The sequence below is a fragment of the Labrenzia sp. PO1 genome (genome assembly GCF_012273635.1).
Lineage (GTDB): Bacteria > Pseudomonadota > Alphaproteobacteria > Rhizobiales > Stappiaceae > Roseibium > Roseibium algicola.
The window spans coordinates 920,136-945,539 of sequence record NZ_JAAXCR010000003.1; the positions used below are offsets into that span (position 1 = coordinate 920,136).

Annotated in this window: 26 protein-coding genes; 13 read left to right on the top strand and 13 right to left on the bottom strand. The window is 58.7% G+C overall.

Annotated features, from left to right (window positions below):
* Positions 1-66 precede the first annotated feature (66 nt).
* A complete protein-coding gene (locus HCG46_RS19065) occupies positions 67-1,017 on the top strand; it encodes a LysR family transcriptional regulator (protein ID WP_168687082.1) in 951 nt (316 codons plus the stop codon).
* Positions 1,018-1,061: 44 nt separating this feature from the next.
* Here HCG46_RS19065 and gmk read toward each other — a convergent pair whose 3' ends face one another.
* The 7 genes from gmk to fabD all read right to left on the bottom strand — a co-directional run bounded on the left by gmk (position 1,062) and on the right by fabD (position 7,558).
* The gene (gene gmk, locus HCG46_RS19070) at positions 1,062-1,769 is read right to left on the bottom strand and encodes a guanylate kinase (RefSeq protein ID WP_023003971.1); all 708 of its coding nucleotides are present in this window, start codon (positions 1,767-1,769) and stop codon (positions 1,062-1,064) included.
* Between the two features lie 5 nt (positions 1,770-1,774).
* Positions 1,775-2,668 carry a YicC/YloC family endoribonuclease gene (locus HCG46_RS19075; RefSeq protein WP_168687083.1) on the bottom strand — a complete coding sequence of 298 codons (894 nt, stop codon included), beginning with the start codon at positions 2,666-2,668 and terminating at the stop codon, positions 1,775-1,777.
* A gap of 54 nt (positions 2,669-2,722) precedes the next feature.
* On the bottom strand, positions 2,723-3,853 hold the full coding sequence (mltG, locus tag HCG46_RS19080) for an endolytic transglycosylase MltG (RefSeq protein ID WP_023003969.1): 1,131 nt from the start codon (positions 3,851-3,853) through the stop codon (positions 2,723-2,725).
* A gap of 124 nt (positions 3,854-3,977) precedes the next feature.
* The gene (gene fabF, locus HCG46_RS19085) at positions 3,978-5,243 is read right to left on the bottom strand and encodes a beta-ketoacyl-ACP synthase II (RefSeq protein WP_031270725.1); all 1,266 of its coding nucleotides are present in this window, start codon (positions 5,241-5,243) and stop codon (positions 3,978-3,980) included.
* Between the two features lie 84 nt (positions 5,244-5,327).
* Positions 5,328-5,561, bottom strand: a complete 234-nt coding sequence (locus tag HCG46_RS19090; RefSeq protein ID WP_006931822.1) for an acyl carrier protein — start codon at positions 5,559-5,561, stop codon at positions 5,328-5,330.
* Positions 5,562-5,806: 245 nt separating this feature from the next.
* Positions 5,807-6,544 (bottom strand): 3-oxoacyl-[acyl-carrier-protein] reductase, encoded by a 738-nt coding sequence (gene fabG / locus HCG46_RS19095; protein WP_031270724.1) that lies wholly within the window; start codon positions 6,542-6,544, stop codon positions 5,807-5,809.
* Positions 6,545-6,613: 69 nt separating this feature from the next.
* Positions 6,614-7,558, bottom strand: coding sequence for an ACP S-malonyltransferase (gene fabD, locus HCG46_RS19100; protein WP_168687084.1), 945 nt, complete (start codon positions 7,556-7,558; stop codon positions 6,614-6,616).
* 575 nt (positions 7,559-8,133) lie between these two features.
* On the opposite strand from fabD, the gene rpsF reads away from it, so the two are divergent.
* The 12 genes from rpsF (at position 8,134) to HCG46_RS19160 (ending at position 18,901) form a co-directional block, all read left to right on the top strand.
* On the top strand, positions 8,134-8,580 hold the full coding sequence (rpsF, locus tag HCG46_RS19105; RefSeq protein WP_023003965.1) for a 30S ribosomal protein S6: 447 nt from the start codon (positions 8,134-8,136) through the stop codon (positions 8,578-8,580).
* A 5-nt stretch (positions 8,581-8,585) separates the two neighbouring features.
* The gene (gene rpsR, locus HCG46_RS19110) at positions 8,586-8,834 is read left to right on the top strand and encodes a 30S ribosomal protein S18 (protein ID WP_023003964.1); all 249 of its coding nucleotides are present in this window, start codon (positions 8,586-8,588) and stop codon (positions 8,832-8,834) included.
* 116 nt (positions 8,835-8,950) lie between these two features.
* Positions 8,951-9,535, top strand: a complete 585-nt coding sequence (rplI, locus tag HCG46_RS19115; protein ID WP_168687085.1) for a 50S ribosomal protein L9 — start codon at positions 8,951-8,953, stop codon at positions 9,533-9,535.
* A 365-nt stretch (positions 9,536-9,900) separates the two neighbouring features.
* Entirely contained in the window at positions 9,901-11,385 is a 1,485-nt protein-coding gene (locus HCG46_RS19120) for a replicative DNA helicase (protein ID WP_023003962.1), read from the top strand.
* A gap of 203 nt (positions 11,386-11,588) precedes the next feature.
* The gene (locus HCG46_RS19125) at positions 11,589-11,864 is read left to right on the top strand and encodes a PilZ domain-containing protein (RefSeq protein ID WP_023003961.1); all 276 of its coding nucleotides are present in this window, start codon (positions 11,589-11,591) and stop codon (positions 11,862-11,864) included.
* A gap of 157 nt (positions 11,865-12,021) precedes the next feature.
* On the top strand, positions 12,022-13,164 hold the full coding sequence (gene alr / locus HCG46_RS19130) for an alanine racemase (RefSeq protein ID WP_168687086.1): 1,143 nt from the start codon (positions 12,022-12,024) through the stop codon (positions 13,162-13,164).
* A gap of 28 nt (positions 13,165-13,192) precedes the next feature.
* Positions 13,193-14,587, top strand: coding sequence for a DNA repair protein RadA (gene radA / locus HCG46_RS19135; protein WP_062489055.1), 1,395 nt, complete (start codon positions 13,193-13,195; stop codon positions 14,585-14,587).
* A 74-nt stretch (positions 14,588-14,661) separates the two neighbouring features.
* Positions 14,662-15,270, top strand: a complete 609-nt coding sequence (locus tag HCG46_RS19140) for a CvpA family protein (protein ID WP_023003958.1) — start codon at positions 14,662-14,664, stop codon at positions 15,268-15,270.
* A gap of 221 nt (positions 15,271-15,491) precedes the next feature.
* Positions 15,492-16,964 carry an amidophosphoribosyltransferase gene (purF, locus tag HCG46_RS19145; RefSeq protein ID WP_023003957.1) on the top strand — a complete coding sequence of 491 codons (1,473 nt, stop codon included), beginning with the start codon at positions 15,492-15,494 and terminating at the stop codon, positions 16,962-16,964.
* Positions 16,965-17,046: 82 nt separating this feature from the next.
* On the top strand, positions 17,047-17,775 hold the full coding sequence (locus HCG46_RS19150) for an SDR family NAD(P)-dependent oxidoreductase (RefSeq protein WP_152506948.1): 729 nt from the start codon (positions 17,047-17,049) through the stop codon (positions 17,773-17,775).
* Between the two features lie 92 nt (positions 17,776-17,867).
* Positions 17,868-18,482 (top strand): HAD-IA family hydrolase, encoded by a 615-nt coding sequence (locus HCG46_RS19155; RefSeq protein WP_168687087.1) that lies wholly within the window; start codon positions 17,868-17,870, stop codon positions 18,480-18,482.
* Positions 18,483-18,529: 47 nt separating this feature from the next.
* Positions 18,530-18,901, top strand: a complete 372-nt coding sequence (locus HCG46_RS19160) for a VOC family protein (protein ID WP_168687088.1) — start codon at positions 18,530-18,532, stop codon at positions 18,899-18,901.
* Positions 18,902-18,907: 6 nt separating this feature from the next.
* Here HCG46_RS19160 and HCG46_RS19165 read toward each other — a convergent pair whose 3' ends face one another.
* From HCG46_RS19165 to HCG46_RS19190, 6 genes are all read right to left on the bottom strand, one after another.
* Positions 18,908-19,705, bottom strand: coding sequence for an inositol monophosphatase family protein (locus HCG46_RS19165; protein WP_023003953.1), 798 nt, complete (start codon positions 19,703-19,705; stop codon positions 18,908-18,910).
* Positions 19,706-19,812: 107 nt separating this feature from the next.
* Complete coding sequence (der, locus tag HCG46_RS19170) at positions 19,813-21,234, bottom strand: ribosome biogenesis GTPase Der (RefSeq protein WP_023003952.1); 1,422 nt, start codon at positions 21,232-21,234, stop codon at positions 19,813-19,815.
* A 47-nt stretch (positions 21,235-21,281) separates the two neighbouring features.
* Positions 21,282-22,634: a PQQ-binding-like beta-propeller repeat protein gene (locus HCG46_RS19175; RefSeq protein WP_168687089.1), complete on the bottom strand. Its 1,353-nt coding sequence runs from the start codon at positions 22,632-22,634 to the stop codon at positions 21,282-21,284.
* Complete coding sequence (locus HCG46_RS19180; RefSeq protein WP_168687090.1) at positions 22,631-23,314, bottom strand: tetratricopeptide repeat protein; 684 nt, start codon at positions 23,312-23,314, stop codon at positions 22,631-22,633. Before HCG46_RS19180 ends, HCG46_RS19175 begins: the two co-directional genes overlap by 4 nt.
* A gap of 201 nt (positions 23,315-23,515) precedes the next feature.
* Positions 23,516-24,100 carry an NnrU family protein gene (locus HCG46_RS19185; RefSeq protein ID WP_062489062.1) on the bottom strand — a complete coding sequence of 195 codons (585 nt, stop codon included), beginning with the start codon at positions 24,098-24,100 and terminating at the stop codon, positions 23,516-23,518.
* A gap of 100 nt (positions 24,101-24,200) precedes the next feature.
* Complete coding sequence (locus HCG46_RS19190) at positions 24,201-25,340, bottom strand: Gfo/Idh/MocA family oxidoreductase (RefSeq protein WP_168687091.1); 1,140 nt, start codon at positions 25,338-25,340, stop codon at positions 24,201-24,203.
* Between the last annotated feature and the right edge of the window lie 64 nt (positions 25,341-25,404).

Genomic DNA, 25,404 nt, shown 5'->3' on the forward strand with positions numbered 1-25,404 from the left:
ACGGGCAGAAGATGTCAGAACCTTTTTAGAATGTAATTGAATGATGCTGCATGATATCATTCAAAAATGAATGAAACCGATTTTGACTGGGATGCCGTACGCGTCTTTCTTGCTGTTGCCGAGAATCAGAGCCTCAGCAAGGCCGCCCAGGTTCTTTGCCTGTCACAACCAACCGTCGGCCGCCATATTGCCCGGTTAGAAGAACAATTGGACGTACAATTGTTCGATCGACGCCAGACCGGCTACGAACTGACGGGCGGTGGGCGGCGTTTGATCAAGATTGCCAGATCCATGGCACGCGGAGCGGCGGACTTCAGGCGCGCGGTTGATCTGGAAAAGGTCGGTTCAAAAGAGCAGGTCTGCAGGATCACGCTCGGTGAATGGGGGCAGCATTATCTGACACGGCACGTCGACCAGATAACCGATGGTCTTGACGGTGTCCGGATAGAATTTTTCGCGGACGATGCCTTCTGGGATCTCAGCCGGAACTCCGCCGACATCGCCATCGGGAACAGACAGCCTAAACATCCGCACCTGATTGTCCAGAAACTGGGTGAGATCCAGTTTCACGTCTACGCCTCAAAGGACTACTGCCGAAAGCGGCCGGACGCAGTTGACCCCTCGACCTGGCAGGAACAGATCTGGGCGGGATATTGCGGCAGCCGGGCGCGGCTCAAGTCCTCGCAGTTGCTCAACGCCATTCTGCTGGGCAAGACATGCCGCTACGCCGTCAACAATTCCATATCGCTCTGCAATATTCTGAACGCCGGACATGCCATGGGCGTTCTACCGGACTGGATCGCGGAAACGGAGGGTTTGACGCGCCTGACCACCTCCCCACTCGCTCAGGGAGAGTCATGGATGAGCTTTCACGAAAGACTGCGTTTCCACCCGATGCTGTCGGAGGTCAAGGATCGCGTCGCCAAGCTCTTTCGGCAGAGGTTTTCAGAAACAGCCTCTCGAGCAGAGCAAATGGATACAGCTCATGTCGCAGGTGCAGGTTCTTCGTCTTCCTAGCTTCTATTGACGCTGAATGGCCAGTCCAAACAGCGCTTGAGACGTCAGGATTTTTCGGCCAGCTCGTTTTCCAGATCATCGACCATGCCCTGAATGAGCGGACCGATTTTCGGCGAGCGGAACTGCTTCAGTCTTTCTGCTTTCAGGATTGCACGAACGTTTTCGTAAGCGCGTTCCAGATCGTCATTCACCACAACATAATCGTATTTCGACCAGTGGCGCATTTCACCAACTGCAGTCTTCATCCGCTTGAGGATAACAGTGTCCTCATCTTCAGCACGCCGCTTCAGCCGTGATTTCATTTCCGCGATGGACGGCGGCAGAATGAAGATGGAAACGACATCGTCACGCATCTTTTCATAGAGCTGGAAGGTTCCCTGAATATCGATGTCGAACAGGATGTCCTTGCCATTTTCAATAGCATTTTCGACCGGTCCACGCGGTGTGGCGTAGTAGTTGCCATGCACCTCGGCCCACTCCAGCAGCTCATCGTGCTCGCGCATCTGCTCGAACCTGCCGGCATCAATGAAGTGGTAGTGCACGCCGTCAACTTCGCTAGACCTGCGTGGCCGCGTGGTCACGGAGATCGACAGGGCAAGATTGTCTTCGTTCTGCAGCAGCAGGCGCGCGATCGTCGACTTTCCGGCTCCGGACGGTGACGACAGCACCAGCATCAGGCCACGGCGCTGCTGCTCGGCCTGCTCCGCACTGACAGTGGTTCCCGTTGAGGTACCGGCAGGTGCGTCGGTCATGTGGCTCACTCCAGATTCTGTATCTGCTCACGCATTTGATCGATAACGGACTTCAGGTCCAGCCCAATGGCTGTCAGGTCCACGTCGTTGGACTTTGAACACAAAGTGTTGGCTTCCCGGTTAAATTCCTGAGCCAGGAAATCCAGGCGCCTTCCGATTGCTCCACCGGTGTCCATCAATTCACGCACGGCTGCCACATGGGCATGCAGGCGATCCAGCTCCTCACGGATGTCAGCCTTGGTTGCCAGAAAGACAGCTTCCTGATGCACGCGCTGCGGATCCAGTTGACCGTCCGAAGCATCCATCAGCTCTGCGAGCTGTCGCTTCAGCCGTGCCTTTATGGCGTCCGGTTTGCGCGCAGGCAGATCCTCGGCGGCCTGGGTCAGTTCGGCGATCCTGTCGATCTGATCTCGTACCACCTTGCCAATTGCCTGCCCCTCGCTGTGGCGCATGTCGACAAGGTCAATCAGCGCAGCATCCAGGGTCGTCAGTAGAGTGTTGTGAAGCGCTGCCTGAACCGCTTCGTCTTCTTCGGGTTCCTTGAGCTCAAAGACGCCTTTTTGCGCCAGAATGGCGTCAAGCGACGGCGGAGCAAGATCAGGTACCCGGTTCTTGAGGAGATCGATTGTCGCAAGGACAGCTTCAAGAGCCGATTCATTGACCTGGAGCTGCTGTTCGGACGGGTCTCTCTGCATGGACAGCCCGACGGAAACATTTCCGCGCCGAAGAAGCTTGCCGCAACGCTCGCGGATCTTCGGTTCGAGCGTCTCCAAACCCGTCGGGATGCGGATACGAAGGTCAAGGGACTTGCCGTTGACAGATCTCAGTTCCCAGGTCCAGCGAACCGGTCCGGATTCTCCAAGGGCCCGTGCAAAGCCCGTCATGCTGGCAAGTGCCATGTGCCCCCCTTTGCGAATGTGCCGCCACCGGCCCGCCGCAAAGGCGGGCTCCGGTCAATTGGATGTGGCTGGCTGCGTTTCCTGGTTTTGCTCCGCCTGACGACGGTCTCTTTCCACCTGACGCCACTTGCGGACGTTTGCCTGGTGCTGCTCGTAGGTCTCGGCAAAGATGTGGCCACCGGTTCCGTCGGCCACGAAATAGAGATCCTGCGTGCGGGAAGGATTGGCGACCGCTTCCATGGCCGCGCGACCCGGATTACCGATCGGTCCTGGCGGCAAGCCGTCGATCTGGTAGGTATTGTATTTGTTGTCCGCCTTCAGCTCGGATTGCTTGATTGCCGAGCGGTCCTTGAGCCACGCTTCACCACCATAAAGACCGTAAAGGATCGTCGGGTCGGACTGCAGGCGCATGTTCTTGTTGAGACGGTTCACGAAAACACCGGCGACGCGCGGTCGCTCGTCTGCCAGGGCTGTTTCCTTTTCCACGATCGACGCGAGAATGACCAGGTCTTCCGGCGTTTCGACCGGCAGGCCTTCCGTCCGGCGTCCCCAGATTTCGCTCAGCAGCTTGGACTGCGCCGCTTTCATCTGGTTGAGAACTTCCTGGCGCGAGGCACCGCGTGCAAAGGTATAGGTTTCGGGAAGCAGTGCACCTTCTTCCGGAACCTCGGTAATCTCGCCTACAAGCACAGGGTGCTCGCGCACGCGCTCGATGATCTGGGCGGTGGTCCAGCCTTCCGGGATCGTTACCGAATGGGTGACGGCATTGCCTTCCACCAGATCGGTCATGATCTCCTGCATCGAGACGCCGGGCGCAAAAGCGTATTCACCGGCTTTCAGTTTGGTGGCGTTCTTGTAGAAGCGGATGCCCAGGTTGAAGATCCACTCGTCCAGCAGATTGTCGCTGATGACGCCCTGCCCTGAGAGCCTGTCGGTAATACCCGAAAGCCCGGCACCTGAAGAAATCACCACGGTGGCGTCCTTCTGCAGCGGGCCCTTTTCCTCGAATTTCTGTTTGCCGAAATAAAGCGCGCCCCCGAACGCGGCAAGTCCGAACACGGTCAACGTGATGACCATGTTGATCAGAATGACGAAGGGGTTGCGTACATGCCTGGAGCGTTGCGGAGGCGCAGGCGCCGGTTCCGGCTGCAAGGCTTCACGCGGGCTTTTGGGCTTAATGCGCATATTGGGTCGCACCTCCAAGATCGAGCCCCCAAATCCCTGACTTAGGCTCAAACGGACCAGTTGTCACAATCAAAGTTTCAGGCCGGCCCGAGAGAATCGGACCGGCCTGAAGAACTTGAATGGGTTATGCGGCAACTTTGCGGAAGACAAGCGAGGCATTTGTGCCGCCGAAGCCGAACGAGTTCGAAAGGGCGACATTTATATCCAGCTTCTTCGGCTTGTGCGGCACCAAGTCGATAACCGTCTCGACAGACGGATTATCGAGGTTGATCGTCGGCGGAGCCATACCGTCACGCATGGCCAGAACCGAGAAAATGGCCTCGACCGCACCAGCAGCACCGAGAAGGTGACCGATGGAGGACTTGGTCGATGACATTGTCAGATCGGCGGCATGTTCTCCCGCAAGCCGGGTGACAGCGCCAAGTTCGATCTCGTCGCCAAGCGGCGTCGAGGTTCCATGAGCATTCACATAGTCGATGTCGGCCGGCGTGACCTGGGCGCGCTTCAGCGCAGCTTCCATGCAACGGTAGGCACCATCGCCATCGGAGGACGGAGCGGTGATGTGATAAGCATCGCCGGACAAGCCGTAACCGATGATCTCACCGTAGATCTTTGCGCCGCGGCGAACTGCATGCTCGTATTCTTCGAGCACGACGACACCGGCACCTTCGCCCATCACAAAGCCGTCGCGGGCGACGTCGTAAGGGCGGGAACCTTTTTCGGGAGTGTCGTTGAAAGCCGTGGAAAGCGCACGGCAGGCAGCAAAGCCCGCGAGTGCAAGACGGCAGACCGGAGATTCCGTACCGCCGGCAACCATGACATCCGCATCACCGAAGGCAATCAACCGCGATGCATCGCCAATGGCGTGCGCGCCGGTCGAACACGCGGTCACGACAGCGTGGTTCGGGCCCTTCAGGCTGTGACGGATCGAGACATACCCGCCGGCAAGGTTGATCAGACGGCCGGGAATGAAAAACGGAGAAATGCGGCGCGGGCCTTTTTCGGCCAACAGATTGGCGCCCTGCTCGATGCCCTGAAGACCACCGATGCCGGAGCCGATCAAAACGCCAGAGCGTACCTGTTGTTCGTAAGTCTCGGCCTTGTAGCCGGAATCGGCCATTGCCTGATCGGCAGCCGCCATCGCGTAGACGATGAAATCATCGACCTTGCGCTGTTCCTTGACGTCCATCCAGTCATCCGGATTGAACGCGCCTTCAACGGACGAGTCACGCGGGATCTGACATGCGATCTGGCAGGCCAGATCGTCAACTTTGAAATTCGTGACCTTGTTGGCCCCGCTCTGTCCTTCAAGGATCTTTTTCCAAGTGACATCGACACCACAGCCAAGCGGCGTCACCATGCCCAACCCAGTTACGACAACTCGCCTCATACACCCGCACTTACGTTGGAAGGGCCAGGCGGGGTTTCGCCCCGCCGGCCCGATCTTCAAACATTCACAAGAAAGGGGTTACCCTTACTTGTTGGCTTCCAGGAATTTGACAGCATCGCCAACGGTCAGGATGGTTTCTGCTGCGGTGTCCGGGATTTCTACGCCGAATTCTTCTTCGAACGCCATGACCAGCTCGACCGTGTCAAGGCTGTCTGCGCCCAGGTCGTCGATGAAGCTTGCACCTTCAACAACTTTGTCAGCATCTACGCCGAGGTGCTCAACGACGATTTTCTTTACCCGATCCGCGATATCGCTCATCTTTCACTTCCTTAGTTTTCATCTATTCGTCACTCGCGAAACTGCCCCCATCCGGTTTGCAAACAAGCGGTGGCGCGAACTCGCGGTCTTTAAGATGTCGCCGCACACCAGGCCAGTTTATTTGGCCAACTGTGCAATTCGAAACAATCGGCGGGTTGGTAACACACTTTGTTGACCTTTACCAGCCGATCCAGACCGCTTGTGAGCGGCCCGGATTCTTTTTGCCTGCTCGGCAAAAATTCCTTTTAAATCATAGCCATGCCGCCATTAACGTGCAGGGTCTGCCCGGTCACGTAAGCGGCTTCATCGCTGGCCAGGTAGACGGCGGCTGCGGCAATCTCTGCGGAAGTGCCCAAACGCCCTGCGGGCACGCTCGTCAAAATCGATTCTTTTTGCTTGTCGTTCAGCGCATCGGTCATTGCCGTTTCGATGAAACCGGGCGCAATCGTATTGACCGTGATGTTGCGGCTGGCGACTTCCCGGGCAAGCGACTTGTACATGCCGATCATGCCGGCCTTGGCCGCCGCATAGTTGACCTGACCGGGGTTTCCGGTGACGCCGACGACGGACGTGATGCCGACGATGCGGCCGGACCGACGCTTCATCATGCCCTTGATTGCGGCGCGGCACAGACGGAAGCCGGACGACAGGTTCACTTCCAGAACCTGATCCCACTCTTCATCCTTCATGCGCATGAAGATGTTGTCGCGCGTGATCCCGGCATTGTTCACCAGGATGTCGACAGAGCCCATTTTCTCTTCAGCCGCCGGCAACAAGGCATCAACAGCCGCGCGGTCGGACAGATTAGCCGGCGTCACATAGGCGCGTTCGCCGAGATCAGCAGCAAGCGCTTCCAGCTTTTCAGCCCGCGTGCCGGACAAGGAGACGGTTGCGCCCTGTGCATGGAGCGACCGGGCGATTGCTTCGCCGATCCCACCGGTGGCACCGGTGACAAGCGCGTTTTTCCCTTCCAAGCTGAACATTCGGGATCCTTCCATTGTTCCTGTTTGGGTCCGCGGCGGACCAAATCGTCGCCTCGGCCGATATAAGCCTTATCCGGAGATCTTTTCCATAAGGGCGTCGATGTCTTCCGGAGAATTGACCGCCATGCCGGTGGCTTCCTTGGCGATCCGCTTGACCATGCCGGTCAGCACCTTGCCTGTCCCAACCTCGACAAAGGTGTCGACACCGTTGTCGGCAAGCCAGGTGATGCTTTCGCGCCAACGCACGGTACCGGTCACCTGCTGAACAAGACGATCGCGAATTTCATTTGCGTCAGTGATCGGGCGCGCAAGCACGTTTGCTACCAGCGGCACGACAGGAGAGCGAATTTCGGCATTCGCCAGAGCTTCGGCCATCTTGTCGGCAGCCGGGCCCATCAGAGAACAATGGAACGGTGCGCTGACCGACAGCATCACCGCACGGCGCGCGCCCCTGGCCTTGGCAATCTCGACGGCGCGCTCGACGGCGGCCAGATGCCCGGAAACAACCACCTGCCCCGGCGCGTTGTCGTTCGCGGCCTGGCAGACTTCGCCCTGTGCGGCAGCCTCGGCCACTTCTGCGGCAACATCAAACTCCAGCCCGAGCAACGCAGCCATTGCACCCTGACCGGCCGGAACCGCATCCTGCATGGCATCTCCGCGCACGCGCAGGAGCTTTGCAGCGGTCGCAATATCCAGGCTGCCGGCAGCAGCCAGCGCGGAATATTCACCAAGAGAATGTCCTGCGACAAAGGAAACACTGCCGGCAAGGTCGAGGCCGCGGGCTTCCAGAACGCGCATGGTCGCAAGGCTGACCGCCATAAGTGCAGGCTGAGCATTTGCTGTCAGCGTCAGCGTTTCTTCCGGACCAGTCCACATGACATCGGACAGCTTCTGGCCAAGCGCCTCGTCGACTTCGTCGAAAACGGCTTTTGCTTCCGGGAACGCATCGGCAAGGGCTTTACCCATTCCAACGCCCTGACTGCCCTGGCCGGGAAATGTGAATGCAATGGTCATCTGGAAACGCCTCCGTGACTCGTGAGCGGACCTTGTTGTTCTTATAGCGAAAGGTCGACGGCTTATTAGAAAGCGGAGAAGACAGCCCGTGCAGGCTGAAATCGAACTTGGCGCGAGGCTATGATACGGTCTTGACCAAACTGTCAAGGCCCACAGGGCAATCATTTCCGCTTTTCGGGCGGTTTTGCCGGTTTTCCTTTGTCCTGATTATCCCTGAAATGCCCGGCAACCCGATGGGCGTTGTCTTGCGCGCGAAACCGGTCCTCCCCTTACCTGCTTCGGGAACTCGATATATATAGACAGTCAGGCAATCTTCCAAATCGGCAGCGTTCGTATCTTCTCCCGATTTTCGATCCTTTCGGAAGTATGCTGCTTGCAATTTCCGCAAAACAGAGTATAGAGCGCGCTTCATCCGGGGTTTGGCCGGGGGCTGAACGGAAGGGCATGACGCCAGGATCCTTGATCGGATCCGACTTCCCGTGTTCCCGCTCTCGTTAGAATTCTCGTGCCTTTCCGGGGCTACGAGGAGGCTCTGCGCCGATCCCGCGTTGTCAACACGAAGAAAGGCTATTTCCATGCCTCTTTACGAGCACGTATTCCTGGCTCGCCAGGACGTTTCGGCCCAGCAGGTCGAACAACTCGTCGAACAGTACAAGGGCCTCATCGAAGGCGCTGGCGGTACTATCGGCAAGGTGGAAAACTGGGGTCTGCGTTCCCTCGCATACCGCATCAAGAAGAACCGCAAGGCTCACTACACCCTCATGAACATCAACGCTCCGCACGCCGCGGTTGCCGAGATGGAACGTCAGATGGGTCTGAGCGAAGACGTTCTGCGTTTCATGACCTTCAAGGTCGATGAACTCGACGAAGAGCCGTCTGCAATGATGCAGAAGCGCGACCGTGACGACCGCCGTGGTGGCGATCGTGGTGGCCGCTTTGGTGGTGGCGATCGCGGCGGTGACCGCGGTGGACGCGGTGGCGACCGCGGTGAGCGCGCTCCGCGCCGCGCAGAAGGGGAGTAAGATTGATGGTTGATATTGCACAGCTCCCGAGCCGCCGTCCGTTCTTCCGTCGCCGGAAGACCTGCCCGTTCTCCGGCACCAACGCGCCGAAGATCGACTACAAGGACATCCGTCTGCTGCAGCGCTACATTTCCGAGCGCGGCAAGATTGTTCCGAGCCGCATCACCGCGGTTTCCGCGAAGAAGCAGCGTGAACTGGCCCGTGCGATCAAGCGCGCCCGCCTGCTCGGCCTGCTGCCGTTCGTGATTAGCTAAGCGTTTCTCGAAAATCTTGAGACGTTTCTTTCGGGGGTTCCCGGAAGACCCGAATTGGGGCCGCGGGCAAACGGCCTCTAACCATCCTCAACGGGTGGGACAGTAGGAGAAATGACATGCAAGTTATCCTTCTTGAGCGCATCGCCAAGCTCGGCCAGATGGGCGACACCGTTCGCGTACGCGACGGCTATGCCCGTAACTTCCTGCTGCCGCAGGGCAAGGCACTGCGCGCCAACAAGTCGAACCTCGAGCGTTTTGAGCGTGAACGCGTTCAGCTCGAAGCTCGTAACCTTGAGCGCAAGAACGAAGCTGAAGGCGTTGCCTCCAAGCTCGACGGCGAATCCCTGGTGATGATCCGTTCCGCTGGTGAAACCGGCCAGCTCTACGGTTCCGTTTCCACGCGCGATATTGCTGACGGCCTGACCAATGCCGGCTTCTCCGTTTCCCGCAGCCAGGTTGAACTGCGCAACCCGATCAAGACGATCGGTCTGCACAGCGTTCTGATCCAGCTGCACCCGGAAGTCGAAGTCGCCATCAGCGTCAACGTTGCCCGTTCTGAAGACGAAGCTGTCCGTCAGGCTGCCGGCGAAGATCTCTCCACGCCGGAAATGGACGTCTTCGAATTCGAAGAAGACGAAGAAGCAGAAGACACCGAAGAAGGTGCAGAAGCTTCCGAAGAAGCAGTGGAAGAAGAAGCCTAAGCACTTCGCTTCCCTTGTGGACTTTAGAAAACGGCGCTGGCTTCAGCGCCGTTTTTTTGTTTGCCGGCAACTTTTTGAAATGATGGCAAGCCACGCCTAATCCTGGCTTTTCAGTTTCCGGTTTAAGGCCTTGAAACTGCTCGAAAATTCATTAACCAGCTATTAATCTTCTCGAAAATATCATAAATTTCAATAACTAAGAGGTAGGCCCTTGAGTCTTCAATCGAGTTCAGAGTCAAGCTGGATTCGATTCTTTCCCCGCTGATTTGTCCAAGCCGGTGGGAATCGAAATCAGCCATTTTTGAACCTTGAGCCCTCCCCCGTCACAGAGTATTCCCAATGAACTTGGGTCAACGGGGGTCGTTATGAAGGGCACGCTACAGAAGGTCGAAACGGAAGAAGACATCCAGCGCTTGGCACCACACAATGCCGAGGCGGAACGTCAGCTTCTGGGAGCGATTCTCGTTAACAACGAGACGTTCTACCGGGTCTCAGACTTTCTGGAACCACATCATTTTTTCGTGCCTGCTCACCAGGATATCTACGAGAAGATCAGCCATCTGATCCGCGCCGGCAAAACCGCGTCGCCGATCACGCTGAAGACCTTCTATCCCGCCAACGCGAAGATTGCGGATCTGTCCGCGACCCAGTTTCTTCTGCGACTGGCCGGTGATGCCGCCTCGATCATCAACGCCGAAGACTACGGCCGGACCATCTACGACCTGGCGATCCGTCGCAATCTGATCCGCATCGGCGAGGACATGGTCAATATCGCCTTCGACGCCCCGATCGATGTGCCCCCCTCCCAGCAGATCGATGATGCCGAGCGCCGCCTGTTCGAACTTGCAGAAACCGGCCGCAGCGAAGGCGGGTTCGTCGCGTTTGGCGACGCCCTGACCGAAACCATCGAGATGGCGCACGCCGCCTATAACCGTGAAGGTGCCCTTTCCGGTATTTCCACAGGCCTGCGCGAACTGGACCGTTTGATGGGTGGTCTGCAGCATTCGGACTTGATCGTGCTTGCCGGTCGTCCCGCGATGGGCAAGACCTCCCTGGCAACCAACATCGCCTACAACATCGCCCAGTCCTACAAGTCCGAAGAACAGCCCGACGGCTCGATCAAGACCGTGAACGGCGGCGTTGTCGGCTTCTTCTCTCTGGAAATGTCGGCCGAACAGCTGGCCACCCGTATCATTTCCGAACAGGCGGAAATCTCGTCCTCGAAAATCCGCCGCGGCGATATCACCGAAGCGGAATTCGAGAAGCTGGCCGCCTGTGCCCAGACCATGCAGGCCGTCCCGCTTCATGTGGACCAGACCGGTGGTATTTCCATCGCCTCGCTGGTTGCCAAGGCACGGCGTCTGAAGCGTCAGCGCGGTCTCGACCTGCTCGTGGTCGACTATATCCAGCTCTTGTCGGGCTCGAACAAAAACTCTGGCAACCGCGTTCAGGAAATCACCGAAATCACAACGGGTCTGAAGGCGCTTGCGAAGGAACTTCACGTCCCGATCATCGCGCTGTCACAGCTCTCCCGTCAGGTGGAATCGCGTGACGACAAACGACCGATGATGTCGGATCTGCGTGAATCAGGCTCCATCGAGCAGGACGCCGACGTGATCCTGTTCGTGTTCCGTGAAGAATATTACCTGTCCAAGACCGAGCCGGAATTCGGAACTGTCGAACACGAAAACTGGCAACGGGATATGGAGCGGCTCAAAGGCAAGGCAGAAGTCATCATCGCCAAGCAGCGTCACGGCCCGACCGGTACGGCGAACCTGCACTTCGAAGGCCAGTACACCCGCTTCTCCGATCTTGCCGAAGAAGATCACCTGCCCGAACGCTACGAATAACGGGCGTCTTCGCGATTTTGGACGGTCCTTGAGACAAGGTGCCCCGATAGCCGCCTGATGCCGCATTCAAGCTCTCGTCTGCGGCTCACTTGCGGCATTTGGCAATGGACACGCCGTCGCTCACGATTAAGCCACTGTTAAAACTCCTCACTTACTTTAAGTAGAAAGAATTTCGCCTAAAATCTTTTCCAGGTGACCGCATCTTGTATTCGTCGGCACAAAAACTCCTCGAAGAAGCTCGCATCTTTCCGCGTAAAAGATGCAAGTGGTCCGGCCTTTTGAAGCAGGACGCGACCCATCGCCCCTGCGTGGTCGAAGACATCAGCGTCGGTGGTTGCCGCGTTGCGACCAACACCAAGGGTCTTGAACGGCATCAGCGTATCACCATCGAAATCGAAAGCCGGAAATTGCGGTTTTACGGTGAAATTCGGTGGGTGCGCTCCGGCGAAGCCGGCGTCGAATTCCTCTATATGGATTGAGCTTCCGCTCTTCAGCGCACTTCCCGGGGGGAGCGCTGCAGTGCGCTTCACTTGGTCACGCTTTTGGCGGTTTGGCCGTTGGTGCAAATACGCCCCGATGCGATAAGCTCACTCTCGAATTTCAGACATTGATTCTGACTGGAGAGATATCCGGACCGTGCCTGCGACGATTGAACAAGCCTTCCCATCTGATCTTTACGGCGGACGACTGACGATCGACCTCGATGCGATCGTGTCGAACTGGTCCTTGCTGAAAGGCAAGGTAAGCGACAGCACCGATTGCGCTGCCGTTCTGAAGGCCGATGCCTATGGAACCGGACAGGACAAAACCGCTGCAGCCCTCTACCAAGCGGGATGCAGGACGTTTTTCGTCGCGGTGCCGACCGAGGCCCTGACGTTACGTGCAAGTCTTCCGGACGCCGTCATCTACGTGCTCGACGGGCTGTTTCCGGGAACGGCCGACCACTTTCTGACCCATGACATCCGTCCCGTCCTCGGCAGTCTGGAAGAACTTCTGGAATGGGGGGAAGTCTGCAAGGCGTCGGGCAAGAACAATGCCGCCGCTGTCCATGTCGATACCGGCATCCACCGTTTGGGCCTGTCTCCGGCTGAACTCACCCGCGCTCTGGGTGACAACGCCGTTCTGGGGCCGTTCCAGCCATCACTGGTGATGAGCCATCTTGCCTGTGGCTCGACACCCGACCACGACATGAACCGGCGGCAACTCAAGTTGTTTACAGAGACAACCGCCCCCTTCCCTCACATTCCGCGGTCGCTGGCAAATTCAGCCGGGGTGCTGCTTGGCCCGGACTACCACTTCGACCTTGTCCGTCCCGGGATCGCGCTTTACGGCGGGCAGGCTATCGAAACCGAGCCCAACCCGATGAAACCGGTCGCCAAGGTGGAAGCACGCATCATGATCGTGCGCGACGTTCCACAGGGCGATACGATCGGCTATGGCGCGAAACAAACCGCAAGGCGCCCTTTGCGCAATGCCGTCGTGGCTGCCGGTTATGCCGATGGCATGATCCGCCGTGCCGGCTCCACGGACGACCGCCCGGGTGGCTTCGGGCTGATCGGCGGTTACAAGGTGCCGATCCTCGGCCGGATTTCAATGGACATGATCACGCTCGACGTGACGGATGTGCCTGAACACCTGCTTCAGCGCGGCGCGTTTGTGGAAATGCTGGGGCCAGGTGTTGCAGCTTCCGATCTTGCCGCTTATGCGGAAACCATCGACTACGAATATCTGACAAGCCTCGGACGTCGGTTTGAGCGCGTCTATGCGCCCCTGACCTGACCGGAGCCGAGAGCGAAAGGCAATTTGCATGGCACGGCGCTCCACATCCTTCGTCTGCCAGTCCTGCGGCGCGGTTACCGCCAAGTGGGTTGGCCGTTGTGAAAGCTGCGGTGAATGGAACACCATCGTGGAGGAGCAGACCGGCGGCGGCGTCGGTGGCGGCCCCGGCAGGGCTTCCCGCAGCAAGGGCCGTGTCATTCCCCTTGTCGGCCTTTCCGGCGATGCCAAGGAAGCCCCGCGCATTCAGACGAAGGTGCCTGAACTTGACCGGGTGACTGGTGGCGGCTTCGTACGAGGGTCTGCCCTGCTGGTCGGCGGCGACCCCGGCATCGGCAAATCCACATTGCTGATCCAGGCGGCTGCGCAACTGGCCAACCTCGGGCACAAAACCGTCTATATTTCGGGCGAAGAAGCCATTGGACAGGTTCGGCTCCGGGCCGAAAGGCTCGGGCTCGCCCAGGCCCCCGTGGCACTGGCTGCGGAAACGAGCGTTGAAGACATTCTGGCGACGCTGGAATCCGACACGGCGCCGGCCTTACTCATCCTCGACTCCATTCAGACGCTCTGGACAGACCAGGTGGAATCTCCTCCCGGCACCGTGACGCAGGTGCGTGCGTCCGCCCAGGCGATGGTGCGTTATGCCAAGAAGAACGGCACCACCCTTGTTCTTGTCGGCCATGTGACCAAGGACGGGCAGATTGCCGGCCCGCGCGTGGTCGAGCACATGGTCGACGCGGTGCTCTATTTCGAAGGCGACGGCGCTCACCAGTATCGTATCCTGCGCTCGGTCAAGAACCGCTTCGGCGCGACGGATGAAATCGGCGTTTTCGAGATGACCGGCAAGGGACTGCAGGAAGTCCCCAATCCTTCCGCCCTGTTCCTGGGAGACAGAAACACGTCTGCGCCCGGAGCAGCCGTTTTCGCCGGTCTGGAAGGCTCAAGACCTCTCCTGATCGAGATCCAGGCACTGGTGGCGCAGTCTTCTCTGGGAACACCGCGCAGGGCCGTCATTGGCTGGGACAGCGCGCGGCTTTCCATGATCCTGGCCGTGCTTGAGGCACGGTGCGGCGTCCGCTTTTCACAACATGATGTCTATCTGAACGTCGCCGGCGGTCTCAAGATCAACGAGCCTGGAGCCGATCTTGCCGTGGCAGCAGCGTTAATCTCCTCACTCAGCGGACTTGCCCTTCCGGCCAATTGCGTCTATTTCGGCGAAGTCAGCCTGTCGGGGGCCATCAGGCCGGTCGCCCAAGCCCCTTCCAGACTGAAAGAAGCCGAGAAACTCGGCTTCGATCAGGCTTACTGTCCGGAGGGCAATCTCAAGGACGGCACCGTGTCTTCGTTCAGGACGACAGGCGTGCCGGAACTTGGGGACTTTGTTGCCAAACTTTCGGCGGAGGCTAGTGCTACGGGGCAGACCTGACGCAAGATGGTGACGGGTTTGGGCAAAAAGTTTAAGCTCTTGAAAGAGCGCCAGACAGAGGATTTTTCAGGAACATGCCGATAACGCTGCTGGACGGACTGCTCTTGGTCATCATGTTCATCTCGGCGGTCCTTGCGATGATCCGCGGATTTGTCAGGGAAGTTCTTTCCATCGTTTCCTGGGTGGCTGCGGCAGCTGCGGCATTCCTGCTGTACGAACGGGTTCTTCCTTACACAAAGCAGTATATCAACCATGACCTGGTTGCCATGGGCGTATCTGCCGCGGCAGTCTTTCTGGTCACGCTGCTTGTTGTCAGCTATATCACCATGCGGATTTCCGATTTCGTGCTCGACAGCCGGATCGGCGCCCTCGACCGGACCCTCGGGTTCGTGTTCGGAGCTGTGCGCGGTCTGCTGCTGGTCGTCGTCGCGATGATGTTCTTCAACTGGTTCGTCCAGCCGGAACAGCAGCCGAACTGGGTCAAGACAGCCAAGTCGCGGCCGATCCTGCTGTCTATCGGTGAACGGCTGGTGGCTGTGCTGCCAGAAGACCCGGAAAAGGCGATCCTGGACAAGATCCGGCAGAACAACCAGGCCGGAGGGGGAGCAACCCCGACTGATGAACCGGCCTACAGCGATTCAGAACGTCAGGGACTTGAACAGCTGACGACGGATAGTAACTAACAGGCCTTGGGCATAAACCAGGGACACTAACCGAGACTGGGGCAGTAACGGGCACCGCTTGAGGTGCAGCGCTGAATGAGGCATCCCGCGCCCAAATATGTGCGGGACGATGTACCATTTGCAAAGCGGCCAATGTTTCGTCCACCTGCGTGACGATGACAGACTTTTGACCGCAAGACCCGGCCGGTCCTCCCACCGGCCAGAACGAAGGAGTGTTCGCCATGGCTGGCGGAACCGACGTGCACGAACCGTTCGACATCAATGCAGATACCTTGCGCGAAGAATGCGGTGTTTTCGGCATTCTGGGTCATGAGGATGCCAGCGCGCTGACCGCGCTCGGGCTTCATGCGCTCCAGCACCGCGGGCAGGAAGCAGCGGGGATCGTCACCGTTGACAACGAGCAGTTCCGTGCGGAACGCCATCTCGGGCTGGTGGGCGATCACTTCTCCGACGCCGACACCATCGAGCGGCTGAGCGGAAAGGCCGCTGTCGGCCACGTTCGGTACTCGACGACCGGTGAAACCATCCTGCGGAACGTGCAGCCGCTCTTTGCCGAGCTGGACGGTGGCGGCATTGCCGTTTGCCACAACGGCAACTTCACCAACGCCCTCACCCTGCGCCGCCAGTTGATCCGAGACGGAGCAATCTGCCAGTCGACCTCCGATTCAGAGGTGGTCCTGCAGCTCGTTGCCCGCTCGCGCAAGGGGAAAATCGTCGAACGTTTCATCGACGCGATCACCCAGATGGAAGGTGCCTATTCTCTGGTGGCGCTGACGTCGAAGAAACTGATCGGCGCGCGTGACCCGCTCGGCATTCGCCCGCTGGTGCTGGGCGATCTGAATGGTGCTCCGATCCTGGCCTCGGAGACCTGCGCACTCGATATCATCGGGGCAAAGTTCATCCGCGAAGTGGAAAATGGCGAAGTTATCGTCTGCACGTCAACAGGGATTGAATCCTTCTTCCCGTTCGGCAAACGCCCGGCTCGTCCGTGTATCTTCGAATACATCTACTTCTCCCGCCCCGACAGCGTTGTCGGCGGTCGCAGCGTCTACGACGTTCGCCGCGAAATGGGGCGCCAGCTGGCCCGGGAATCCAACGTCGAAGCCGACGTGATCGTTCCGGTGCCGGACAGCGGTGTGCCGGCGGCCATCGGCTTCAGCCAGGAAAGCGGCGTGCCGTTCGAACTCGGCATCATCCGCAACCACTATGTCGGCCGCACGTTCATCGAACCGACCCAGCAGATCCGTGCACTTGGCGTGAAGATGAAACACTCCGCCAACCGGGCTCAGATCGAAGGCAAGCGCGTCGTGCTTGTGGACGACAGCCTTGTGCGCGGAACAACATCGGTCAAGATCGTGCAGATGATCCGCGAAGCGGGTGCGAAGGAAGTTCACTTCCGGCTCGCCAGCCCGCCGATCAAGTATTCCGACTACTACGGCATCGACACGCCGGTGCGTGAAAAGCTGCTGGCTGCAAAATACGGTCTTGAGGAAATGCGCGCCTATATCGGTGCCGACAGCCTGGCCTTCCTGTCCGTCGATGGCATCTACAAGGCCATGGGCTACGATGGCCGCGACGATGCCAACCCGCAGTTCACGGATCATTGTTTCACCGGCGATTACCCGACACCGCTGACCGATCTTTCCGAGGATCAGGACTTCGTCAGCGCCCCTCGCCTGGTCGAGGTCGGCTAAAGCGCTCAAAACTCTTTGGACCGCTTCAATTTATGCCTTTCGGCGGTACCGCCGGAAGGCAAATTGATCTAAGAGATCACGCATGATCAAAGACTTTGAAGGCCGGGTCGCTCTCGTCACCGGCGCCTCCCGCGGAATTGGCTATCAGATCGCAAAGCAGCTCGGCGAACGTGGTGCGCATGTCATTGCGCTTGCGCGAACTGTCGGCGGCCTGGAAGACCTCGATGACGAGATCCGCTCCGCAGGCGGGGAAACAACGCTCGTCCCGCTTGACCTGACCGACTTCGACGCGCTCGACCGGCTTGGCGCCGCGATCTACGAACGCTGGAAGAAGCTCGATATCTTCGTCGCCAATGCCGGCATGCTGGGTGTTCTGTCGCCGATCGGCCACATCAGCCCGAAGGACTTCGAGAAAGTGACGGCGGTGAATGTCGTTGCCAACTGGCGGCTGATCCGCTCTCTGGACCCGCTCCTGCGCCAGTCGGACGCGGGCCGTGCACTGTTCCTGTCTTCCGTTCATGCAAGCACCTGCACACCCTTCTGGGGCCTACAGTCCATCAGCAAGGCTTCCGTTGAAGCCATGGCACGGACCTGGGCGAACGAAAGCCTGCAGACCAAGATGAAGATCAACCTGGCCGACCCGGGCCCTACCCGCACAGGGCTGCGCGCCAAGGCAATGCCAGGCGAGCTCGCCACCAATCTTCCGACGCCGGATGATGTTGCGGCAGATCTTCTGCCCTTGCTGATGCCGGACGTTCTGGAAACCGGCGGCCTGTACGACCGCGTCAGCGGAGAATGGATTCAGCCCTAAGGCGGATCCTGCTGGGCTGATCCAATCAAGGGTTGCATAGCCCGTTCATTCCCTTTACGCCTTCCGGTCGATGATCGGAAGGGAAGCATGCCATGCGGTCAGATATCAGTGTCATCGCCTGGGATTTCGACGGCGTTCTAAACCGCAATGTCGTCGACGGCAGGTTCATCTGGGCTGACACGCTGGAGAGCGACCTCGGAATTGCACTCGATGCATTCGAACGCGGCGTCTTCGATGCCTCCTTCCTCCAAGTCATCTCCGGGAAACGGGACATAAAAACTCACCTGCAAGACTGGCTTGACCGGTGTGGCTACCTCCTGGATGCGGGAGATCTTCTCGACTACTGGTTTGCCAAGGATGATCTGCGGGATCCCTTCACCTGCAGCCTGCTTGAACATCTGACAAGTCATGACGTCGTTCAGGTAATTGCGACGAACAATGAAGATCGCCGCTCCAGCTACATCGAGCATCAGGCCGGCTTCGGCTCGCTGGTCAGCCGGATTTTCTCTTCCGGCCGCATCAAGTCAGCCAAGCCGGACACCGCGTTCTTCGCCCATGTCAGCGACACTCTCAAGGTTGCCCCGTCCGAGATCTTGCTGATCGACGACAGCGCCACAAACGTTCGCGTAGCGAAGGCGCTTGGCTGGAAGGGCTTTCATTTTACCGAGAAGACCCGCCTGGAACTTGCTTCCTTTCTGGAACTTTGAAAGCATGCAGGGTATCCAGCGGCGGTCGCTGCAGAGGAGCCAGGAAGATGAAACTCGGCGCGTTCTCGGTCAGTCTGGCCGTCAAGGACCTCGAAAAATCGAAGGCGTTCTACGAAGGACTTGGCTTCGTGGATATCGGCATCTCGGACGCGGACAACTGGGCGGTCCTGAAGAATGGCGATACCATCATCGGTTTGTTTCAGGGCATGTTCGACAAGAACATACTCACCTTCAATCCCGGCTGGGACCAGGATGCCAGGACACTGGAAGATTTTCAGGATGTACGGGACATCCAAAAGACGCTGAAGGCGAAGGGATACACATTCGTATCCGAAGCTGACGAGGCCGGCAGTGGTCGGGCCAGCTTCATGCTGGTCGACCCGGATGGAAACCCGGTTCTCGTCGACCAGCATGTGTGAGGCTGATTAAGCAGCTTCGAAAGGCGCAAAGGAACTTTCGGCGATTTCCTTCAGGTCGGCAAAGACGCCGGGAGCGCCAACAACGACACGTGCGCCGTCGTAAAGGGACTGGTTGATGTCCTGTTCCAGAACTTCACCACCGGCTTCCTTGGTGATCAGCATGCCTGCAAGGCAGTCCCAGGCGTTCATGTGGGATTCTACATAGCCGATAAGGCGCCCGGAAGCCGCGTAGGCAAGCATCAGACCGCCCGAGGCGTTGCGGAAGAACACACCGCCCTTGGAGACCAGAGCACCGACGACGTTGACCGCATCCGTAACGGCAGTGCGGCCATTGAAACCAACACCGACTGAACCGTGAGAGAGGCTTTCGCTGTCGGAGGCACGGATCGGCTTGCCATTGAGGAACGCACCGTGACCGGCGGCAGCCTTGAAGGTTTCCTTGGACACCGGATCATGGATCACACCGACAATCACCTGGCCCTGATGAACGCAGGAGATGATGACGCACCACTGCGGAATGCCGGCAACGAAATTTGCCGTACCGTCGATCGGGTCGGTAACCCAGGTGTAGCCCGAAGACCCTTCTTCCATGCCATGCTCTTCGCCCAGGATACCGTCGTCCGGATAGCTCTTTGCGAGTTCCGCGCGGATGAGCGTTTCCACATTGCGGTCCGCTTCCGAGACGAGGTCCTGATGCCCCTTCTGCGTAATCGTCAGCGTGTCCAGCTTGTGAAAATAGTCGAGACCGAGCTCGCCAGCCTTTTCGGCAAGGGCAACGGCGAATTCCAGCCGGTCGATGGACATGGTTCAAACTCCCTTAAGTGTCGATAGCGCGGCGGAAAGCTGCTTTCCCGCCAGGAAAGAAGAATACTGGCTGGCAGCCTGGCAAAATGGCAGGCTGCCCTCCCCACTCAGCCCCGTTTTCTCTTCGGGGCGTAAGGGTTTTCGCCTTTGCGGTAGGACAGGCGAATGGGAGTTCCGTGTATGTTGAAGGTCTGGCGCAGCGAGTTGACCAGATAGCGCGTGTAGCTTTCCGGCAATTGTTCGGGACGCGAACAAAAAACCACGAAATGTGGCGGCCGCGTCTTGGGCTGGGTCATGTAGCGCAGGCGCACCCGGCGTCCGGCAACTGCGGGGGGCGGATGGTTCGCGGTGACCTTGTCCAGCCAACGGTTCAGCTTGGCGGTCGAGACACGCGAATTCCAGGCCTCGTAGGCGGTAAAGACGCTTTCGATCAGGCGATCGACGCCCTGCCCTTGCTGGCCGGACAAAGTCGCGATCTGAACACCGCGGATCTGGTTGAAATACCGCTCGTTGGCGTCCTTGATTTTCTTCCAGGCTTCTTCCCGGTCTTCGATCAGGTCCCACTTGTTGATCGCGATCACCAGCGCGCGGCCTTCGCGCGCAACCAGATCGATGATCTGCAGGTCCTGCTTCTCGAAGGACATGGTGGCGTCCAGCGTGACAACGACCACTTCGGCGAACTTGATCGCACGCAGAGCGTCTGCCACGGAAAGCTTTTCGAGCTTTTCCTGAACGCGCGCCTTTTTCCGGATACCGGCCGTATCGAACAGCTTGATATGCCTGTCGCGCCAGACCCAGTCTACCGAGATGGAATCGCGCGTGATGCCTGCTTCCGGTCCGGTCAGCATGCGGTCTTCGCCCAGCATGCGGTTGATCAGCGTCGACTTGCCCGCATTCGGGCGGCCGACGATGGCAACACGCAGCGGTCTTTCAATTGTGCCGACCGGCTCTTCGTCCTCGACGAATTCACCGTCCTCGTCGACATCCACGTTGGTGATTGCCTCTTCGCGCTTTGCCTCTTCTTCTTCCGTGACCCGGTCGACATGAGGTTTCAGAGCATCATAGAGATCAGCAAGCCCTTCGCCGTGTTCAGCGGAGATTGCAATCGGATCACCAAGACCAAGCGAATAGGATTCGTAAAGTCCGCTCTCTCCGGCCCTGCCTTCCGCCTTGTTGGCCAGCAGGATCACCGGACGGGTGGTCTTGCGTGCGACTTCGGCAAAATGGGCATCAAGCGGCGTTACACCGGCACGAGCGTCAATCACGAACAGAACCGCGTCGGCGGTTTCGATTGCCTCCTCGGTCTGCCGGCGCATGCGGCCCTCGAGGGATTCCTTGTCCGCATCTTCGAGACCGGCGGTGTCGATGATCGTAAAGCGCAAGTCGCCCAAACGGGCATCGCCCGGCCGCCGGTCTCGCGTCACACCAGGTGTGTCGTCTACCAGCGCCAGGCGCTTGCCCACAAGGCGATTGAACAGGGTGGACTTGCCGACATTCGGCCGTCCGATAATGGCGACAGTAGCGCCCACAGCAGTTTCTCCTGATAGGCGGGCCTCTTCGGGCCCTGCCTCAAATGCTAGTTGAAGGCAGCGACGCCGTCATTGCCTGTCAGCACGATAATCCGGCCTCCGGCGACGATCGGTGTCACATAGACATCCGTATTGGTCCGCTGCGTCAACATGGTTTTTCCAGAAGCGGCATCCACGATTGCGATCTGACCGTCGCTGGAAAAGGCAACCAGTGCCCCATTCGCCAGGATCGGTCCAGCCCAGTTGCGGCGCTTCTTCTTCTTTTCCGGACGCGGCAAGGCCGTTGCCCAGAGGGTTTCCCCGTTTTTCAGATTGAGGGCGACCATACGGTCGTCGAGATCAACCATGAACAACGCGCTGCCGGAGACAACCGGCGTGTGCACGCTGCCGAGATCCTGTTCCCAGCGACGCTGGCCGGTGCGGGCATCCACCGCAACCGTGCGGCCGGCAACACCAGTGGCATAAACCGTACTGCCGGAGACAACCGGGCTCGCCGAAACGTCCGCGAGACCGGACAGGGCAAGTGTCCTGAAGCCGCGCGACACGCCATCGATCCAGGCCGGTTCGCCCGACTTGATGTCGATGGCCATGATTTCACCGGAGGAGAACGGCACGATGACACGGTTGCCGGAAATGGCCGGATTGGCCGCAGACAACAGACCAGCAGTTTCCTCGATACCTGCATAGGTCCAGGCAACGCTGCCGTCAGACTGCTTCAGGGCATAGACTTCGTTGGACTGGGATACAACGATCACATGACCGGCACCGGCAACAGGCGCACCACGAGCCGGCGTGTCGATGTCGACTTTCCAGATTTCCCGGCCGGAGCCGGCTTCAAGAGCCGCCACCTGACGATAGCTGGTGGCTGCGTAGACAACGCCGCCTTCAACGGCAACACCACCACCAGGACCCACATCCCTTTCGCCTTCCGGACGCAGGTTCTGGGTCCACTGGCGTCCACCGCCCGTCGACAACGCTACGACTTCGCCATTCGGCTTGTAGACATAAATACGGCTGCCATCGCTGACCGGACGGGAAGACACCCGAAGTGCGGATGTTGTCAGCCCGCCGCCGGACGAGCCGACCTGAGCGCGCCAGGCACGATTGCCGGAGACGGATATGGCGACGTTGCCCGGATCGTTGGTCAGGCCACCACCGGCTGTTGACCAGGACTGCCCGCCAGTCGCAGAACCGACCTTTGCTGCCTGGCCGAGCGCTTCGGCTGCCGGATCGGCGCCGTCGAACACGGGCTGGCGCTCACCCTTGAGGATTTTCTCGCGAGCAAACGGGTTTATGTTCTCGGTAAATTCGCTGACCGACCCGCAACCGGTGAGGACGAGCGAAAGCGCAATGGCACTAAAAACACCGCGTCTGCGGAAAGAAACGGTTACAAAACTCACTGGTTGTTTCCTTCACTGTCCGCCTTGGCTTCGCCGTTGCTGGACCGGATCACGTCACTCAGGATTGACACGCGGCGGCTCACGTCTGCCGGTGTTTCCGCGTCGTCTTCAAGAGCGGAAATCCACTGACGGGCTGTTTCAATATCGCCGTCTTTCCATGCACTTAGGGCAAGAAGTTCGCGTGCAGCTGCACGGAACGGACCAGTGTCGCCGGTCAGCTTCTCGACCCTGTCGGCAATATCGCCGTAGCCTTGGGTGTCGACGGCAAGATAAGCGGCACGCAGCGCTGCAACATCACGCAGAGCATCCATGATGCTGGTATCGCGCGACAGGGCATCGAATTCGGCCAGGGCTTCTTCAGTCTTGCCGGAATTGGAAAGATCGGTTGCCTGACGCAGTTTCGCCAAGGCCGGGTATCCGCCAAGGGCGTCGTCCAGTTCACCGTAAAGAGCTGCTGCTTCTTCGTAGTTCTGGGCTTCGGAAAGCCTCACGGCTTCAAAGAACGTGTCGCCAGCGCTCTGGGACTGCTGTTCCTGCCAGTAGAGCCAGCCGCGATAGCCGCCGGTTCCAACAATGATCAAGACCGCAACGCCAAGCACCCACGGACCGAAGCGGTCCCAAAGCCGACGGTATTTTTCCTGGCGGATATCTTCATCGACTTCACGAAAAATGTCAGACATGCGTGTCTATTTCCTGCATTCACTTCTTCGGCCCGGCACGTCTGCCCGGGCACGGCCCCTTCATGAGTGGCGCACATTATCCACTTGATCCGGCTCGGGCAATTCCCTGAAGGGGCTTAAATCGGTCCTTCATGGCGCAAGTGGGGCAATCCGGCACGGAATGCCGGATTTCTAACGTAATTTCAAGCTCCGCGACCGCTATCAGGCCACCGGAACGCCGATCAACAAGGCGTGCAGCTTCCACGCGAACAGTCCGTAGAGGACCAAGCCCAACAGAATCACGACAAAATCGGAGTATTTTCCGGGCTTGGCCGTTGCCAGTGCACCTATCTGCCCTGCGCCGGGCCCGCGGCGCTTGACCGAAATCCGGTCTGCCACTGCCCAGGCGAGAAAACCGCCAAACAAAAGCACCGAAGCCAGATCGCCATTTGCCAGAAGGTGAGCCAATGCCCACAGTTTTACGGCTACCAGCATCGGATGTTTCAGGACTGTCTTGATCCGCGACGGCACATAGGCAGCGACAAGGAAAATGAAAACAGGAACCATGAACAGCATGGTGACGTGGCGCAGCCAGAACGGCGGATCGTACAGCACCGGCGGGCCTTCAAAACGGGCCACGCCATAACCGTAAACGATCAGCCCCAGACCGACGAACGACAAGAGCGTATATAGACCCTTGTACGGTGTTTCGCCGAGCCTTGAGACCAGCCCATTGCGCGTTGCCGGAAACATCGGCAACGTGTGAATTCCCAAAAACAGCACAAGGCCGGCGATCAACAAGGCCATTTCCGCTCTCCCTCTTTTGCCCGCAAGCGGCCGGGTGCCCTCAGACCCGGACATCCCTTGCGGCGAAGATAGGTGGCTGGCGGTGCACCTGCAACCAGCTTCAGACGAGCAATTTGACTGCCTCTGCGGCAGCAAGCGCCTGTGGACGGCTGGCCTGGTGTTCGATTTCGATGAACGTTCCCGTTTCGGCAGATTTCAAAATCGACACCATGACGTCGACCGCATGCAGTGCCCGTTCGAGCGAACAGCGGAACTCGGTGTCGTCTCCACTCAGGATCGACTGGGCCATGTCTGCCAGACCGGCAGCGCGGTAGTTCGCACGCGGCAGGCCGTTGTCATCGACATTCGCCAAACCGAACGGGTGCATCGCATCGTCTAATGCTTTTGTCGTTCCATCTTCGGTGACCAGGCTTACGTCTCCGCCGAAATAGTTCGGGTCGGCCAGAAAAAGTGTTCCCCGGGTACCGTAAAGCTCCATAGGCTGGTGCCTGTGTGCCCAGACGTCCCAGCTCGCCGTCAGCGTTACTTTTGCACCGGAACGGAACTCGAGAATCGCATGGATTGTGGTTGGGGTGGAGACATCGATCTTTTCACCATTTCGAGTGCCACTCCCGATCGTCCGGGTCTTGAACGGCATGGCTGACATGGCGCACACACGCTTTACCGGGCCGATCAGATTGAGCAGAGCGGCAATGTAGTAAGGTCCGAGGTCGAGAACCGGCCCCCCTCCCGGCTTGAAGAAGAAGTCCGGGTTGGGGTGCCAATGCTCCATGCCGTGGCTCATGACATGGCACGTGCCACCAACGATTTCTCCGATCAGTCCTTCGTCAACTGCCTTGCGGGCAATCTGATGTGCCCCGCCCAGAAACGTATCCGGTGCACACCCGACCCTCAGATGTTTTTTGCGTGCAAAATCGGCAAGCGCCTGCCCGTCCCGGATCGACAGAGCCAGAGGTTTTTCCGAATAGACATGCTTCCCGTGTGCCAGGATTTCATGGGAAACGAGATAATGGGCATCGGGAACAGTCAGATTGACGATCAGATCGACATCATCCGCCAGAAGCAGGTCGTGCACGGTGAGTGCACGCACGCCGTATTCGGATGCGCGCTCTTCCGCAGCATGACGGTTCAGATCCGCACAGGCCCTGATTTCAAGGCCATTGAACTTTGGCGCCAGATCAAAATAGGTCTTTGAGATGGTGCCGCATCCGATGATGCCGATGCCCAGTTTGTCTGCCATGAACCTCTCCGCGGATTCGATGCAGACATCCTAGAACAAAGACAGTGTCTCGGAAATCAAATGG

Excerpts from the sequence above, each read along its gene's own strand:
- HCG46_RS19120 (WP_023003962.1), top strand. The coding sequence starts at position 9,901 with ATGAAGGGCACGCTACAGAAGGTCGAAACGGAAGAAGACATCCAGCGC.
- HCG46_RS19090 (WP_006931822.1), bottom strand. The coding sequence starts at position 5,561 with ATGAGCGATATCGCGGATCGGGTAAAGAAAATCGTCGTTGAGCACCTC.
- HCG46_RS19160 (WP_168687088.1), top strand. The coding sequence starts at position 18,530 with ATGAAACTCGGCGCGTTCTCGGTCAGTCTGGCCGTCAAGGACCTCGAA.
- rplI (WP_168687085.1), top strand. The coding sequence starts at position 8,951 with ATGCAAGTTATCCTTCTTGAGCGCATCGCCAAGCTCGGCCAGATGGGC.
- rpsF (WP_023003965.1), top strand. The coding sequence starts at position 8,134 with ATGCCTCTTTACGAGCACGTATTCCTGGCTCGCCAGGACGTTTCGGCC.
- fabG (WP_031270724.1), bottom strand. The coding sequence starts at position 6,544 with ATGTTCAGCTTGGAAGGGAAAAACGCGCTTGTCACCGGTGCCACCGGT.
- HCG46_RS19185 (WP_062489062.1), bottom strand. The coding sequence starts at position 24,100 with ATGGCCTTGTTGATCGCCGGCCTTGTGCTGTTTTTGGGAATTCACACG.
- mltG (WP_023003969.1), bottom strand. The coding sequence starts at position 3,853 with ATGCGCATTAAGCCCAAAAGCCCGCGTGAAGCCTTGCAGCCGGAACCG.
- HCG46_RS19155 (WP_168687087.1), top strand. The coding sequence starts at position 17,868 with ATGCGGTCAGATATCAGTGTCATCGCCTGGGATTTCGACGGCGTTCTA.
- fabF (WP_031270725.1), bottom strand. The coding sequence starts at position 5,243 with ATGAGGCGAGTTGTCGTAACTGGGTTGGGCATGGTGACGCCGCTTGGC.
- gmk (WP_023003971.1), bottom strand. The coding sequence starts at position 1,769 with ATGACCGACGCACCTGCCGGTACCTCAACGGGAACCACTGTCAGTGCG.
- HCG46_RS19075 (WP_168687083.1), bottom strand. The coding sequence starts at position 2,668 with ATGGCACTTGCCAGCATGACGGGCTTTGCACGGGCCCTTGGAGAATCC.
- HCG46_RS19140 (WP_023003958.1), top strand. The coding sequence starts at position 14,662 with ATGCCGATAACGCTGCTGGACGGACTGCTCTTGGTCATCATGTTCATC.
- fabD (WP_168687084.1), bottom strand. The coding sequence starts at position 7,558 with ATGACCATTGCATTCACATTTCCCGGCCAGGGCAGTCAGGGCGTTGGA.
- HCG46_RS19180 (WP_168687090.1), bottom strand. The coding sequence starts at position 23,314 with ATGTCTGACATTTTTCGTGAAGTCGATGAAGATATCCGCCAGGAAAAA.
- HCG46_RS19190 (WP_168687091.1), bottom strand. The coding sequence starts at position 25,340 with ATGGCAGACAAACTGGGCATCGGCATCATCGGATGCGGCACCATCTCA.
- HCG46_RS19150 (WP_152506948.1), top strand. The coding sequence starts at position 17,047 with ATGATCAAAGACTTTGAAGGCCGGGTCGCTCTCGTCACCGGCGCCTCC.
- rpsR (WP_023003964.1), top strand. The coding sequence starts at position 8,586 with ATGGTTGATATTGCACAGCTCCCGAGCCGCCGTCCGTTCTTCCGTCGC.
- HCG46_RS19065 (WP_168687082.1), top strand. The coding sequence starts at position 67 with ATGAATGAAACCGATTTTGACTGGGATGCCGTACGCGTCTTTCTTGCT.
- purF (WP_023003957.1), top strand. The coding sequence starts at position 15,492 with ATGGCTGGCGGAACCGACGTGCACGAACCGTTCGACATCAATGCAGAT.
- radA (WP_062489055.1), top strand. The coding sequence starts at position 13,193 with ATGGCACGGCGCTCCACATCCTTCGTCTGCCAGTCCTGCGGCGCGGTT.
- HCG46_RS19165 (WP_023003953.1), bottom strand. The coding sequence starts at position 19,705 with ATGTCCATCGACCGGCTGGAATTCGCCGTTGCCCTTGCCGAAAAGGCT.